The organism is Thauera butanivorans NBRC 103042 (assembly GCF_001591165.1).
Lineage (GTDB): Bacteria > Pseudomonadota > Gammaproteobacteria > Burkholderiales > Rhodocyclaceae > Thauera > Thauera butanivorans.
On record NZ_BCUG01000007.1, the window covers coordinates 59799 to 73488 of the forward strand.

The 13690-nt window shown below is 68.4% G+C and carries 11 protein-coding genes; 4 read left to right on the top strand and 7 right to left on the bottom strand.

Going from position 1 to position 13690, the window contains the following annotated elements; translation table 11 throughout:
• Positions 1–13: 13 nt before the first annotated feature.
• Positions 14–2890 carry an EAL domain-containing protein gene (locus TBU01S_RS03850; protein ID WP_245650845.1) on the bottom strand — a complete coding sequence of 959 codons (2877 nt, stop codon included), beginning with the start codon at positions 2888–2890 and terminating at the stop codon, positions 14–16.
• A 144-nt stretch (positions 2891–3034) separates the two neighbouring features.
• Positions 3035–4642, bottom strand: a complete 1608-nt coding sequence (locus TBU01S_RS03855; RefSeq protein WP_088178832.1) for a FecR domain-containing protein — start codon at positions 4640–4642, stop codon at positions 3035–3037.
• A gap of 267 nt (positions 4643–4909) precedes the next feature.
• Here TBU01S_RS03855 and TBU01S_RS03860 point away from each other — a divergent pair, with 267 nt between their 5' ends.
• Entirely contained in the window at positions 4910–6079 is a 1170-nt protein-coding gene (locus TBU01S_RS03860) for a THUMP domain-containing class I SAM-dependent RNA methyltransferase (RefSeq protein ID WP_068635318.1), read from the top strand.
• 3 nt (positions 6080–6082) lie between these two features.
• On the opposite strand, the gene TBU01S_RS03865 is transcribed toward TBU01S_RS03860, so the two are convergent.
• On the bottom strand, positions 6083–7216 hold the full coding sequence (locus TBU01S_RS03865) for a PilT/PilU family type 4a pilus ATPase (RefSeq protein ID WP_068635319.1): 1134 nt from the start codon (positions 7214–7216) through the stop codon (positions 6083–6085).
• Between the two features lie 76 nt (positions 7217–7292).
• Positions 7293–8336: a type IV pilus twitching motility protein PilT gene (locus TBU01S_RS03870; RefSeq protein ID WP_068635320.1), complete on the bottom strand. Its 1044-nt coding sequence runs from the start codon at positions 8334–8336 to the stop codon at positions 7293–7295.
• A 92-nt stretch (positions 8337–8428) separates the two neighbouring features.
• Between TBU01S_RS03870 and TBU01S_RS03875 the strand changes: the two genes are divergently transcribed.
• From TBU01S_RS03875 to TBU01S_RS03885, 3 genes are all read left to right on the top strand, one after another.
• Positions 8429–9154 carry a YggS family pyridoxal phosphate-dependent enzyme gene (locus tag TBU01S_RS03875; RefSeq protein ID WP_068635321.1) on the top strand — a complete coding sequence of 242 codons (726 nt, stop codon included), beginning with the start codon at positions 8429–8431 and terminating at the stop codon, positions 9152–9154.
• Positions 9155–9221: 67 nt separating this feature from the next.
• Positions 9222–10046: a pyrroline-5-carboxylate reductase gene (gene proC / locus TBU01S_RS03880; protein ID WP_068635322.1), complete on the top strand. Its 825-nt coding sequence runs from the start codon at positions 9222–9224 to the stop codon at positions 10044–10046.
• Between the two features lie 6 nt (positions 10047–10052).
• Positions 10053–10634: a YggT family protein gene (locus tag TBU01S_RS03885; RefSeq protein WP_068635323.1), complete on the top strand. Its 582-nt coding sequence runs from the start codon at positions 10053–10055 to the stop codon at positions 10632–10634.
• Positions 10635–10647: 13 nt separating this feature from the next.
• Here the strand turns inward: TBU01S_RS03885 and TBU01S_RS03890 are convergent, their stop codons facing one another.
• The 3 genes from TBU01S_RS03890 to TBU01S_RS03900 form a co-directional block, all read right to left on the bottom strand.
• The gene (locus TBU01S_RS03890; protein ID WP_068635324.1) at positions 10648–11229 is read right to left on the bottom strand and encodes a Uma2 family endonuclease; all 582 of its coding nucleotides are present in this window, start codon (positions 11227–11229) and stop codon (positions 10648–10650) included.
• A 141-nt stretch (positions 11230–11370) separates the two neighbouring features.
• A complete protein-coding gene (locus TBU01S_RS03895; RefSeq protein WP_068635325.1) occupies positions 11371–12648 on the bottom strand; it encodes a dihydroorotase in 1278 nt (425 codons plus the stop codon).
• 32 nt (positions 12649–12680) lie between these two features.
• Entirely contained in the window at positions 12681–13640 is a 960-nt protein-coding gene (locus TBU01S_RS03900; protein WP_068635326.1) for an aspartate carbamoyltransferase catalytic subunit, read from the bottom strand.
• Positions 13641–13690 lie beyond the last annotated feature (50 nt).

Below are 13690 nucleotides of genomic sequence, written 5' to 3' on the forward strand. Positions count from 1 at the left end.
GCGCCGCGGGTGCTCACTTGTTGCCGAGCAGGCTGATGGCGTGCAGCGCATGCGGCGGCGGGCCGCTGAGCCAGTTGCGTATCTCGTCCGGCGGCAGGGGCTGGGCGAACAGGTAGCCTTGCACGACGTCGCAGCCGTGGTCGGCGAGAAAGCGCAGCTGCGCCTGGGTCTCGACGCCTTCGGCCACCACGGTCATGCCGAGGCCGTGGGCCAGTGCGATGGTGCCGCGCACGATGGCGGCGGCGTCGTGGTCGCTGACGTCGCCGACGAAGCTCCTGTCGATCTTCAGCTCCGATACCGGAAAGCGCTTGAGCAGCGACAGCGAGGAGTAACCGGTGCCGAAATCGTCCACCGCGATGCTGACGCCCAGGTTGTGGATGCTGTGCAGCAGCTCGGCGGCGTAGCCGGGATTGCGCATCGCGGTCGATTCGGTCAGTTCCACCTTCAGCATCGACGGCGCGAGCCCGCTGTCGGCGAGGCCTTCGCGGATGGTGTCGACGATGGCCATGTCGGAGAACTGGCGTGCCGATACGTTGACCGCGAGCGGCACCGTGAGCAGTCCTTCGCGGTTCCAGTGCGCGGTCTGTCTCATCGCGGCATGGATCGCCCATTCGCCGATGCCGCGGATGATGCCCGATTCTTCCGCGGCGGTGATGAACTCGTCCGGCATCACCCGCCCCTTGCCCGGGCGTTGCCAGCGGATCAGCGATTCGAGGCCGGCCAGGCGGCCGCTGGCGATCTCGATCTGCGGCTGGTAGAACAGTTCGAACTCCTGGTTGGCCAGACCATGATGCAGCGCGGTTTCCATGTCCAGGCGGTCGCGCGACCAGGTGTTCATCTCCGGCGAGTAGAAGGTGTAGCGGCTGCCGCCTTCGATCTTGCCCCGGTACATGGCCTTGTCGGCCATCGACAGCAGGGTTTCGGCATTCGGGCTGTCCTCGGGTCCGACGCTGATGCCGATGCTGCATGACAGCAGCAGGCCGGTGTTGCCGTCGGCTTCGAATTCGCGATCGAGGATTTCGAGCACCTTGAGCGCCACGGCGATCACCGCGTTGCGGTCCTCCAGCTTGTCGAGCAGGATGATGAATTCATCGCCGCCCCAGCGCGCGATGGTGTCGCCGGCCCGCACCGAAGCCTGCAGGCGGGCGGCCACGTCCCGCAGCACCGCGTCTCCGGCATCGTGTCCCAGGCTGTCGTTGATGCGCTTGAAACGGTCGAGATCGACGAACAGCAGCGCCAGCATGCTGTTGTGGCGCTGCGCGTTGGCCAGCGCCAGGCGCAGGCGGTCGAGCAGCAGGGCGCGGTTGGGCAGCCGGGTCAGCAGATCGTGGGTGGCCTCGTGCTGCAGCCGGATGGTGGCGGCGATGGCGTCGGTGACGTCGTTGAGCGCCAGCACTGCGCCGCCGCCGGCACCGCCGACCGGGGTCGCGGTGAGCTTGAGGGCATAGTGGCTGCCGTCGGGGCCCTGCCAGTCGATCGGCTCCGGCAGGCGTATCGTCTGCCGGTTCTGCAGGCAGGCGAGTACGGCGCCGACGATCTGCGGGGTCTGGCCGGTATGTTCCCGGACCAGGTCGCCGACCAGGCTGCCCTGTGCTTCGTCGCGGTTCAGCCCGGTCAGGCGCTCCGCGACCGGGTTGGTCAGCGTGACGCGGGTGCTTTCGTCGATGGTGAATACCGCGTCGGCGATCGAACGCAGCGTGGCGTCGGCGTCCTGCTGGACGTGGCGCAGCCTGCCGCGAGTGCGCTGCAGGTACAGCCCGAACCACAGCAGGCTGCCGGACAGCAGGCTGGCCAGCGCCGGGGTGGGCGGAACCCACAGCTGCCAGGCATTGAGCGTCATGCCGCTGGCGGCGAGCGGAAGCAGCGCGAGGCTGGCCACTGCGGCGGCGGCGATGACAGGCGACTGGATGCGGGCGTGGACGACGACGGCAAGCGCCAGCAAGGCCAGGGCGAAGCTCAGGGTGGCGCTGCTGCCCGCGCTGCGATAGACCAGGCCGCCGTGCAGGGCGTCGTAAGCGCGGGCATGGAATTCGACCGCTGCCATCGGCTGGCTGTGGCGGGAGTCGGGGGTGGGCAGGCTGGCGTCGAGGCCGTTGGCCGTGGGGCCGACGAACACGGCCTTGCCGCGCAACTGTTCGGCCAGTTCAGGGCGTTCGAGTAGGCTGTGATACGAAATGCGGGGCGGCCGGGTGTCCGGGCCTGGATAGGGCAGCAGGAGCTCGCCTTCGCGTACCCACAGCGGACTGGAGGCGGTGCTGCGGACCCGCACGCCGCTCTGTGCCTGCTGCCCAACGGCGGCGGCGTGGCCGGCCGGGCTGGACAGGTGCAGCGTCGCCAGGGCAAGCGCTTCCCAGCGCGGCGTGCCGCTGCCGGCGCGGCTGTAGGTACGGCGCACCAGGGCATCGGCGTCGAGTTCCACATCGACATGGCCGAGCATGGCCGCGGCGCTGCCGAGTTCGGCGGTGGGCAGCAGATCGGCCACGCCGCCGGCATCGCCGGCTTGGCGCGGCGCGACCGGCAGGACCACGCGGCCGGAGGCGGCAATCGCTGCGGCCAGTTGCCCGTCGTCGGCGGAGGGTTCGGCAAACAGGATCGGCATGCCGATGGCGGATACGCCGGCGGCGCTGAGCCGATCGATCAGCCGTGCATGCACGGCACGGCTCCAGGGCCAGCGTCCGAGCGCGTCGAGCGCGGCGTCGTCGATCGCGATCACGACCGCATCCTGTGTGCGGGCCTTGCCGCGGAACAGCGGTTCGAGCGTGTCGTAGGCGAGCAGGTCGAGGCGCTGCGCCGGCTGCCAGGAAAGCAGCGACAGGACGCAGGCAAGCATGGCTGCCGCTGCCCATGGCAGATGGCGTCCGGAGGCCTCGGCCAGGTGGCTGCGGCTCACTGGGCTAGCCTCCTTCGGCCCCGGTTGAGAGGTTCGGGATCATGCGCATGCGATGCCATCCATCGAGCTGGAGCCATGGCGGCGCCCCGCCTTCGCTTTCCCCGGGCGGAGGCGCGCTTCCCGTGGATGGAGAAGTGATGGAGATCATAGGGCGAGAATCACCGGCAGCAGCAGGAAAAGCGCCTGCCAGCGGCTGTGCGGCACGTCGATCTGTTGCGGCCGGCCCCAGGGGCCGGGCGGGCTGCCTGGTTCCTGGATGCGGATGCGCACATGCCAGGTTCCCGCTTCGGGCTGGTGGAGGGCGATTTCGGGGGTGGTGGTGTCGAATTCGTGCTCGGGCGAGTTGAAATCGGCTTTGCGGCTGAGCTGGACCTGGTAGCGGTCGCCCTCGCCGCCAGCGCGCCAGTGCAGCCGGAGCGTGTCGCCGTCCACTTCGGCCTCTGTGGCGGAGGGGCCGGCTGGCGGGCGCCGGAAGGGCTGGGGGTCGGACCACGGCCCGCGGCCTTCGGCCGCCGTGCTGACGGCAATGCGCCAGAAGTAATCGCCGGCGGGCAGGCCGTGGTCGAGAACGAGTTCGGTGCCGTCGAGTCCTTCGTGCGCGACGACCGGCGTACCGAAGCCGCTGTCGGTGGCGAGCTGGAAATGGTAGGCCCGGGCATCGGGGACGCGAGCCCAGCGGAAGGCGACGTTTTCTTCCACGGCGAAGCCGCCTGCTGCAGGCTGGCTGGGGAAGGGCGGTTCCGGGCGCGCATCGACGACGATCTCGCGCTCGGCGCTCAAGCCCTCCAGGCCGCGGCTGTCGATCGCGCGCACGCGCACGTGGTAGCGGCCATCGGCCAGCGCGGCACTGCCGAGCAGCGCGGCCTCGTCGCCGACGAGGTCCGAAGCGAGCGCGGTGAAGTTCTGCTGCGGAGAGATCTGGGTGCGGTACTGCACCGCACCTGCGACGGCTTCGATCGGCAGGCGGAAGGGCAGGCGGTCGATGACGCCGGGCACGGCTTCCAAGCCCGGCGCAGGCAGCAGGCGGACGGCCTGCCCGGGCGCCTTGCCTGCGGCTGCATACGCGCCCGTGGCGGTGCCGAGGCGGGTTTCGCCGCGATGGTTGCGCAGCGAGACCTCGCCGCTGAGCGTTTCCGCCAGCATGCCGTCGGCCAGCGCCGCGACACGGAATTCGGTGCCGCGGACGGCGGCCACCGCAGCGGGTGTCTCGATGGTGTAGCGGCCGCCATTGTGCCGGACGGACTGCACGCTGTTGTCGATGCGGCCGTGCTTCAGTGCGATGCCGACCAGTTGCCCGTCCGAAGCCTGCAGGCGATGCAGCGTGCGGATCTGAAGTTCGGAGTTGGCTTCGATCAGGCTGCGGCTGCCGTCCGGGAGCTGCAGCGTCACGCTGCCGTCATGGCCGGTGCGGATCAGGGCGCCGGCGGAGAGTGTCATGCCGGGCGAGAGGGGGCCTGTCCGGCCACCGCTGTCGTGCTCGACGGTGCCGAGCACGTCGAGCACGCGCGCCGGCACGGCTTCGGCCCGCATCCACGCGAACGGCATGCGCAGCCGGGTGCCGGGCGGGATCCTGGTCGGCTGGAGGATCTGGTTGTAATCCTGGATCCGCGGCCAATAGTTGATGTGCTTGAGATAACGCGTGGTGATGTTCCACGGGTTGTCGCCGGGCTGGACGATGTAGTCGAAATCCTGCCGTGCCTGGGCGGCTGCGCAGTGGCCGAGCAGGGCGAGGCCGAGCAGCAAGGATGACATCCGGGCTGTCCGCGGGGCAGGCGATTGCTGCAGAGGTCTGATGTCCATGGCGGTCCTCGCGACAGTGGACGATGCGATGGTCGCTGTCGCCCGGCGTTTTGCTTACATTTTGAATAATAGCCTCACGCGGGGGCCGAGATGCACGGAAAACACCGAAATGCATATTTCCCGCCCATGCGGCGTTCGCGGCGCCGGACATGAGGCATTCCGTCCGGCGGGCTCGCGGCGGGCGGTACAATGCGGTCCCCTCTCTGCCCGGAGCCCGCAATGGCCGAAGCCTTCTTTTCACCCTGTCCGCGAGGCCTCGAAGCCCTGCTCGCCGACGAACTGCAATCGTTCGGCGCGAAAGGCGTGCAGACGGTGCATGGCGGGGTGGCCTGGCAGGGCGACTGGGCGGCCTGCCATCGCGCCAACCTGGAAAGCCGGCTCGCCACGCGCGTGCTGTGGCGGGTGGCGCAGGGCCGCTACCGGGCCGAGATCGACATCTACAAGCTCGCCTACAGCGTGACCTGGGCGAAGTGGTTCACCGCCGACGACACGATCCGCATCTACGTCACGGCGCGCAAGTCGCCGCTGAAGAGCCTGGAGTTCATCACGCTGCGGGTCAAGGACGCGGTGTGCGACCACTTTCGCACCGTCAGCGGCCGGCGACCGAGCGTCGATACGGCGAATCCGGCGGTGCGCATCCATCTCTTCCTGACCGAGGACACGGCGACGCTGTACGTCGATACTTCGGGCGAGCCGCTGTACAAGCGCGGCTTCAAGCCCGCCGCGGTCGAGGCGCCGCTGAAGGAGAACCTGGCCGCCGGCATCCTGCGCCTGTCCGGCTGGACGCCGGGCGAAGTGCTGCTCGATCCGATGTGCGGCAGCGGCACTTTCCTGATCGAGGCGGCGATGATGGCGCTCGACATCGCGCCGGGGCTGGGGCGCGGCTTCGGCTTCGAGAAGTTCCGCCACCACGACCGTGCCGGCTGGGCGGCGGTGCGCCGTGCCGCCGAATCGAGGCGGCAGGCGCCGCGCGCGCTGCCGATCTTCGGTTCGGACATTGTCGGCGAGTGGGTGCGGCGCACGCGGGTGAATCTGGATGCGGGCGGGCTGGCGAAGTGTGTGACGCTGGACCGCGCCGACCTGCTGGAGCGCACGCCGCCCGCGCCCGAAGGCGTGATGGTGGCGAACCCGCCTTATGGCGTGCGCATCGGCGAGGCCGAGGAACTGGCCGCCTTCTACCCGCGCCTGGGCGATGCGCTCAAGCAGCGCTGGGGCGGCTGGCGCTGCCATTTCTTCAGCGCCGATCCGGCGATGCCGAAGCTGATCGGCCTGAAGGCCAGCAAGCGCACGCCTTTGTTCAACGGTGCGCTGGAGTGCCGGCTGTACGAGTACCGCATGGTCGCCGGCAGCAACCGGCGCAAGGACCGCGCGCCGGAGCAGGGTGGCTGAGCCTCAGACCAGGCCGAGGTCCTGCAGGCCGCTGCCGCTCGGCTGTTCGCCGAGCTTGCTGTGGAGCTTGATCTGCAGGCGCAGGTCGTTGATGGAGTCGGCGTTGCGCAGCGCGTCTTCGTAGGTGATCCTGCCGGCCTCGTAGAGGTCGAACAGCGCCTGGTCGAAAGTCTGCATGCCGATTTCGCGCGAACGCTTCATGATCTCCTTGATCTCGGGGATGTTGCCCTTGAAGATCAGGTCGGCGATCAGCGGCGAGTTCAGCATCACTTCCACCGCCGGCACGCGGCCCTTGCGTTCCTTCAGCGGCAGCAGCCGCTGCGAGATCATCGCGCGCAGGTTCAGCGACAGGTCCATCAGCAGTTGCTGGCGGCGCTCTTCGGGGAAGAAGTTGATGATGCGGTCGATCGCCTGGTTGGCGCTGTTGGCGTGCAGCGTGGCCAGGCACAGGTGGCCGGTCTCGGCGAAGGCGATGGCGTAGTCCATGGTCTCGCGGTCGCGGATCTCGCCCATCAGGATGACGTCCGGCGCCTGGCGCAAGGTGTTCTTCAGTGCGGTTTCCCATGAGTCGGAGTCGATGCCGATCTCGCGCTGGGTGACGATGCAGCTCTTGTGCGGGTGCACGAATTCGATCGGATCCTCGACCGTGATGATGTGGCCGTAGCTGTTCTCGTTGCGGTAATCGACCATGGCGGCGAGCGAAGTCGTCTTGCCGGTGCCGGTGCCGCCGACGAACACCACCAGGCCGCGCTTGCTCATCGCCACGTCGTTCAGTACCGCGGGCATGCCCAGTTCTTCCAGGCTGGGAATGCGCTGCGGGATGGTGCGCAGCACCAGCCCGACCCTGCCCTGCTGCACGAAGGCGTTGGCGCGGAAGCGGCCGATGCCAGCCGGCGAGATACCGAAGTTGCATTCCTTGGTGGCCTCGAATTCGGCCGCCTGGCGGTCGTTCATGATCGCGCGCGCGAGTTCGGCGGTGTGCTGGGGCTGCATCGCCTGGTTGGATTGCGGCGTGATGCGGCCGTCGATCTTGATCGCCGGCGGGAAGCCGACGGTGAGGAACAGGTCGGAACCGTTCTTCTGCAGCATCAGCCGCAGCAGGTCGTGCATGAACTTGAGTGCCTGGTCGCGTTCCATCGGGGCGTGGTCTCCTGCGGAGTCTGGTGCGAGGTTTGGGGGGCGGGAGGCGTGAAGGCGGGATGGCAGCCTGCGTTCAGCCGGCGATGCTGTCCTTGTTCTGGGCGCGCAGGCGCGCTTCGACCGGCGATACGATGTTGCGCCGCACCAGGTCGGCCAGGCACTGGTCCAGCGTCTGCATGCCGACGTTCTGGCCGGTCTGGATCGACGAGTACATCTGCGCGATCTTGTTCTCGCGGATCAGGTTGCGGATCGCCGGGGTGCCGATCATGATCTCGTGCGCGGCGACGCGGCCCTGGCCGTCCTTGGTCTTGAGCAGGGTCTGCGAGATCACCGCGCGCAGCGATTCGGACAGCATCGAGCGCACCATGTCCTTCTCGGCCGCGGGGAAGACGTCGACGATACGGTCGATGGTCTTGGCCGCCGACGAGGTGTGCAGGGTGCCGAACACCAGGTGGCCGGTCTCGGCCGCGGTCAGCGCCAGGCGGATGGTTTCGAGGTCGCGCATTTCGCCCACCAGGATCACGTCCGGGTCTTCGCGCAGCGAGGCGCGCAGGGCGTTGTTGAAGGACATCGTGTCGCGGTGCACCTCGCGCTGGTTGATCAGGCAGCGCTTGGATTCATGCACGAATTCGATCGGGTCCTCGACGGTCAGGATGTGGCCGTACTCGTTCTCGTTGATGTAGTCGATCATCGCCGCCAGCGTGGTCGACTTGCCCGAGCCGGTGGGGCCGGTGACCAGCACGATGCCGCGCGGGGTGTCGGCGATCTCCTTGAAGATCTTCGGGCAGTTCAGCTCCTCGAGCGTCAGCACCTTGGACGGAATGGCCCGGAACACCGCGCCGGCGCCGCGGTTCTGGTTGAAGGCGTTGACGCGGAAGCGGGCGAGGTTGGGCACGGCGAAGGAGAAGTCGCACTCCCAGGTTTCCTCGAACTGCTTGCGCTGGCCGTCGTTCATGATGTCGTACACCATGGCGTGCACGTCCTTGTGCTCCATCGGCGGCAGGTTGATGCGGCGCACGTCGCCATGGACGCGGATCATCGGCGGCAGGCCGGCCGAAAGGTGCAGGTCGGAAGCCTTGTTCTTGACGGCGAAGGCGAGCAGTTCGGTGATGTCCATCGTGTTTCCTGGGAGGGCGGCGCCCAAAAAGATCGATCGGTGCGGAATGTTATACTTTTCGCCGCTTCAGCCAGAGGAAGTAGACCACGGACATGACGACAATCGAGCAGCGCCTGCGGGCCGTGCAGGCCCGCGTTGCAGCGGCGGCGAAGGCGGCCGGGCGCGATCCGGCTTCGGTCCGGCTGCTCGCCGTCAGCAAGACCTGGCCGGCCGACGCGGTGCGCGAAGCCGCCGCCGCGGGCCAGCGCGCCTTCGGCGAGAACTACGTGCAGGAAGGCGTCGCCAAGGTCGAGGCGCTGCGCGGGTCGATGCCGAAGGAGGGGCTGGACGGGCCGCTCGAATGGCATTTCATCGGCCCGCTGCAGAGCAACAAGACGAGGCCGGTGGCAAATGCCTTCGACTGGGTGCACAGCATCGACCGGCTGAAGATCGCCGAGCGCCTGTCGGCGCAGCGCGACGTGCATCTGCCGCCGCTGAACGTCTGCATCCAGGTCAATGTCAGCGGCGAGGACAGCAAGAGCGGCGTCGCGCCGGACGAGGCCGCGGCGCTGGCCAAGGCGGTGGCCGCGCTGCCGCGCCTGCGGCTGCGCGGGTTGATGTGCATTCCCGAGCCGACCGACGACGCAGCCTTGCTGCGCTCGCGCTTCGCGCTGCTGCGCGCGCTGAAGGCGGAACTGGCGGACGAAGGGCTGGTGCTCGACACCTTGTCGATGGGCATGTCGCACGACGTCGAGCCGGCGGTGGCCGAAGGTGCGACGATGGTGCGCGTGGGCACGGCGATTTTCGGCGAGCGCACGCGGCCGGCGGCGCAGGCGTGAGCCGGCGGGCGGATTCATTGCATGGCAGCCGGGCGTCTGGCCCGGCATTCACAGAGAGAAGGACAGCATGAAGATCACTTTCCTGGGCGGCGGCAACATGGCGACGGCCCTGATCGGCGGCATGATCGAGCGCGGCTTCGACGCGGCAGGCATCCAGGTCGTCGACCTCGGTGCCGAGACGCGTGCGCGGCAGGCCGAACGTTTCGGCCTGCGCGCGGTGGACTCTTTCGATGCGACCGCGCTGGACTGCGACGTGCTGATGCTGGCGGTGAAGCCGCAGCAGATGAAGGCCGCGCTGGCGCCGATCGCCGGCAAGCTGAACGGCCAGCTCGTCATCAGCGTCGCTGCCGGCCTGCGCCTGGCCGACCTCGGCCGCTGGCTGGGCGCGCCGGGCCAGCCGTATTCCCGGCTGGTGCGCTGCATGCCCAACACGCCGGCGCTGATCGGCGCCGGCGTCACCGGGCTGTATGCCGATCCGAGCGTCGATGCCGACGGCCGCGAGGCTGCCGAGCGCATCCTGGCCGCGGTCGGCAGCGTGGTGTGGGCCGACTCCGAAGACCAGATGGACGCGGTGACGGCGATTTCCGGCAGCGGCCCGGCCTATGTGTTCCATTTCATCGAGGCGCTGGAAGACGCCGGGCGTGCGCTCGGCTTCGACGAGGCCGATGCGCGCCGGCTGGCGATCGACACCGTGCTCGGCGCGGCCAGGCTGGCGGCCGGTTCGGAGGATTCGCCCGCGGTACTGCGCGAGAAGGTGACTTCCAAGGGCGGCACCACCGCGGCGGCGCTGAACAGCCTGGCCGAGTCCGGCTGGCACGGCGCGCTGGTCAAGGCGGTCGGCGCGGCGCGGGCGCGCGGACAGGAACTGGGTGCCGAACTCGGCAAGGACTGATCCACGATGCTCGCCAACATCCTGCTGCTGGTCATCGACGCTGCCGGCGGCTTCCTGACGCTGATGCTGCTGGCACGCTTCTACATGCAGTGGCAGCGCATTTCCTTCCGCAACCAGATCGGCCAGTTCGTCGTTTCCACCACCGACTGGCTGGTGCGGCCGCTGCGCCGCTTCGTGCCCGGCCTGTTCGGGCTGGACATGGCCAGCCTGTTGCCGGCCTGGGTCGTGCAGGTGCTGCTGGTCGCCATCGAACTGAGCCTGCGCGGCGCGGTGTTCAGCGGCAACATGGGTTCGGTGCTGCTGGGCCTGTGGGGCGTGGGCCTGATCGAGCTGGTCCGCATGATGGTGTATCTGCTGTTCGCGGTCGTGCTCGGCTCGGCAGTGCTGTCATGGGTCAGCCCGCATGCGCCGCTGGCGCCGCTGCTGCATGCGCTGGCGGAACCTTTCCTGCGCCCCTTCCGCCGCATCGTACCGATGATCGCCAACGTCGATCTGTCACCGCTGATCCTGCTGCTGGTGCTGCAGATCGTGCTGATGCTGCTCGGAGGCATGCGCGGCAACTTCGCGCCGCTGCTGTTCGGCGGCTGAACCGCAACAGGCTTCAGCCCACGTTGCGCAGCACGCGCTCCCAGTCGATGACGATTTCGGGCAGCACGCCGACGGCGAGCGTTTCCTTCAACTCGTGGATGTCGGGTGCGCCGAAGGCGCCGTCCTGAAGGCGATAGACGGTGACGACGTGGTCGACCGGATGCACCAGCCAGTATTCGCGCACGCCGGCGCGCTCGTACAGCTGGCGCTTGATGATGAGGTCGTGGCCGGCGGTCGAGGGCGACAGGACTTCGACCACCCAGTCCGGCGCGCCGCGGCAGCCGCGCTCGTCGAGCTTGGCGCGGTCGCAGACCACGACGAGATCGGGCTGAACCACGGTGTCGACATCGCGGTCGGCCTCGTCGCCGCGCGGCAGGCGCACGTCGAAGGGCGCGATGAAGGGGCGGCAGGGTTTGCCGTCCAGCGCACTATGCGCCTGGCCTGCAATTTGCAGCAGGAATTCCTGATGCACCCGCAGCGGTGCTGGCGACATCGCGTAGGCGACGCCATCGATCAATTCGTAGCGAACGTCGTCCGGCCACGTCAGGTAATCGGCGTAGGTGTAAGTCTGATCGTCGCGCAGAGCCAGGCCCATGTCGTACTCCTCATGTATCGCTGCGGATGGGGCTGCAGAAAATAGGTAGGATGGGTAGAGCCGTCAGGCGAAACCCATCAAAACAGGGAAGGCCTCCGCCGTGAATGATGGGTTTCGCTTCGCTCTACCCATCCTACCCGTTCAGCCCTCGTACATCACCTGGCCTTCGACCAGCGTATAGCGCACCTTGCCCGGCAGTTCCATGCCGAGGAAGGGCGTGTTCTTGCCCTGGCTCTTCAGCGTGTCGTGGGCGATGGTGACGTGGGCGGCGGGGTCGAACACGCAGACGTCGGCGCGCGCGCCCGGCGACAGGTGGCCGGCCTTGGTGATGCCGATGATCTTCGCCGCATCCGAGGTGATGCGGGCGAGGCCGTCGAGCAGCGGCAGGCCGGCGCGCTCCGCCCATTTCAGCGTCAGCGGCAGCAGCAGTTCGAGGCCGGTGGCACCGGGTTCGGATTCGGCGAAGGGCGTCTGCTTGCCGTCGTCGTCCACCGGCGTGTGGTCCGAGCACAGCGCATCGATGCGGCCGTCGGCCAGTCCCCTGCACAGCGCTTCGCGGTCGCGCTGGCTGCGCAGCGGCGGGATCAGGTGGCAGTTGGAATCGAAGTAGCCGATGTCCATGTCGCACAGGTGCACATGGTTGATCGACACGTCGCAAGTCACGTCCATGCCTTCGGCGCGTGCGCGCTCGATCAGTTCCAGCCCGGCGGCGGACGACAGGCGGGTGATGTGCAAGCGCGCACCGGTGATCTTGGCCAGTTCGAGGTAGGTGTACAGCGCCACCGTCTCGGCCGCCACCGGCATGCCGGCGAGACCGAGGCGGGTGGCGACTTCGCCGTCGTGGGCGTTGCCGCCGCGGGCGAGGAAGGGCGCCAGCGGCTGCAGCCAGACGCGGAAGCCGAAGGTGGCGGCGTACTGCATCGCGCGCATCAGCACGCCGTTGTCGACGATGGGCACGTTGGCCTGCGAGAAGGCGACGCAGCCGGCCTCGACCAGTTCGGCCATCTCGGACAGGCGCTCGCCCTTGAGGCCGAGCGTGAGCGCGCCGACCGGGTAGATGTGGGCGCGGTTCAGCTTCTTGGCGCGGTAGGTCAGCATCTCGACCAGACCCGGCTCGTCCAGCGCGGGGTCGGTGTCGGGCGGGATCGCCAGGCTGGTGACGCCGCCGGCCATCGCCGCTTCCATCTCGGATTCGAGCGTGGCGCGGTATTCGAAGCCGGGCTCGCGCAGGCGCGCGGCGAGGTCGATGAAGCCGGGGGCGACGACCAGCCCGCCGGCGTCGAGGGTGCGTTCGGCGACGAAGCCGTCGGGGGCGGTGCCGAGGGCGACGATCTTGCCGCCGGCGACATAGACGTTCTGCACCGCGTCGGTGCGCCTGGCCGGATCGACGACGCGGCCGTTGGAAATCAGGATGTTCATTCGCGAATCCTTGTGCCTGTTCTGTCCGGGGCTCAGTGGCTGCCCAGCATGCTCATCACCGCCATGCGCACGGCGATGCCGAAAGTGACCTGGGGCAGGATCACCGCCTGCGCGCCGTCGGCCACGGCCGAATCGATCTCGACGCCGCGGTTCATCGGCCCGGGGTGCAGCACGATGGCGTCGGGCCTGGCCAGCGCCAGCTTGTCGGCGGTCAGGCCCCAGACCTTGAAGTATTCCTGCGGCGTGGGCAGCAGGGCGCCGTTCATGCGTTCGTTCTGCAGGCGCAGCATCATCACCACGTCCACGCCCTTCAGGCCTTCGCGCATGTCGTGGAACACGCGCACGCCGAGCTTCTCGACGTCGGTCGGCAGCAGGGTCCTGGGGCCGATCACGCGCACTTCCGGCACGCCGAGCGTGGTCAGCGCGGCGATCTGGCTGCGCGCGACGCGCGAGTGCAGCACGTCGCCGACGATGGCCACGGTCAGGTTGGCGAAATCCTGCTTGAAGTGGCGGATGGTGTACATGTCCAGCAGGCCTTGTGTCGGGTGCGCATGGCGGCCGTCGCCGGCATTGACGACATGGATGTGGTCGCGGCCGGTGGCCTGCAGGTGCTGGGCGATCAGCATCGGCGCGCCGCTGGCGGCGTGGCGGACGACGAACATGTCGGCCTGCATCGCGCACAGGTTGTCGACGGTGTCGAGCAGGCTCTCGCCCTTCGAGGCCGAACTGGTGTTGATGTTCAGGTTCACCACGTCGGCCGACAGGCGCTTGGCGGCGATCTCGAAGGTGGTGCGGGTGCGCGTCGAGTTCTCGAAGAACAGGTTGAACACGCTCTTGCCGCGCAGCAGCGGCAGCTTCTTGACCTCGCGCTCGGCCACTTCGGTGAAGGGCGCGGCGGTGTCGAGGATGGCGGTGATGATGTCGCGGGGGAGACCGTCGAGCGTCAGCAGATGCTGAAGTTCGCCGTGCTTGTTGAGCTGGGGGTTGCGCATCGGGCTTGCCTCGGAATCAGCGATTGGCGATGGGGAGTTTTTGTCGGAAG

Excerpts from the sequence above, each read along its gene's own strand:
- TBU01S_RS03855 (WP_088178832.1), bottom strand. The coding sequence starts at position 4,642 with ATGTCATCCTTGCTGCTCGGCCTCGCCCTGCTCGGCCACTGCGCAGCC.
- TBU01S_RS03875 (WP_068635321.1), top strand. The coding sequence starts at position 8,429 with ATGACGACAATCGAGCAGCGCCTGCGGGCCGTGCAGGCCCGCGTTGCA.
- TBU01S_RS03885 (WP_068635323.1), top strand. The coding sequence starts at position 10,053 with ATGCTCGCCAACATCCTGCTGCTGGTCATCGACGCTGCCGGCGGCTTC.
- TBU01S_RS03860 (WP_068635318.1), top strand. The coding sequence starts at position 4,910 with ATGGCCGAAGCCTTCTTTTCACCCTGTCCGCGAGGCCTCGAAGCCCTG.
- proC (WP_068635322.1), top strand. The coding sequence starts at position 9,222 with ATGAAGATCACTTTCCTGGGCGGCGGCAACATGGCGACGGCCCTGATC.
- TBU01S_RS03870 (WP_068635320.1), bottom strand. The coding sequence starts at position 8,336 with ATGGACATCACCGAACTGCTCGCCTTCGCCGTCAAGAACAAGGCTTCC.
- TBU01S_RS03900 (WP_068635326.1), bottom strand. The coding sequence starts at position 13,640 with ATGCGCAACCCCCAGCTCAACAAGCACGGCGAACTTCAGCATCTGCTG.
- TBU01S_RS03890 (WP_068635324.1), bottom strand. The coding sequence starts at position 11,229 with ATGGGCCTGGCTCTGCGCGACGATCAGACTTACACCTACGCCGATTAC.
- TBU01S_RS03865 (WP_068635319.1), bottom strand. The coding sequence starts at position 7,216 with ATGGAACGCGACCAGGCACTCAAGTTCATGCACGACCTGCTGCGGCTG.
- TBU01S_RS03895 (WP_068635325.1), bottom strand. The coding sequence starts at position 12,648 with ATGAACATCCTGATTTCCAACGGCCGCGTCGTCGATCCGGCCAGGCGC.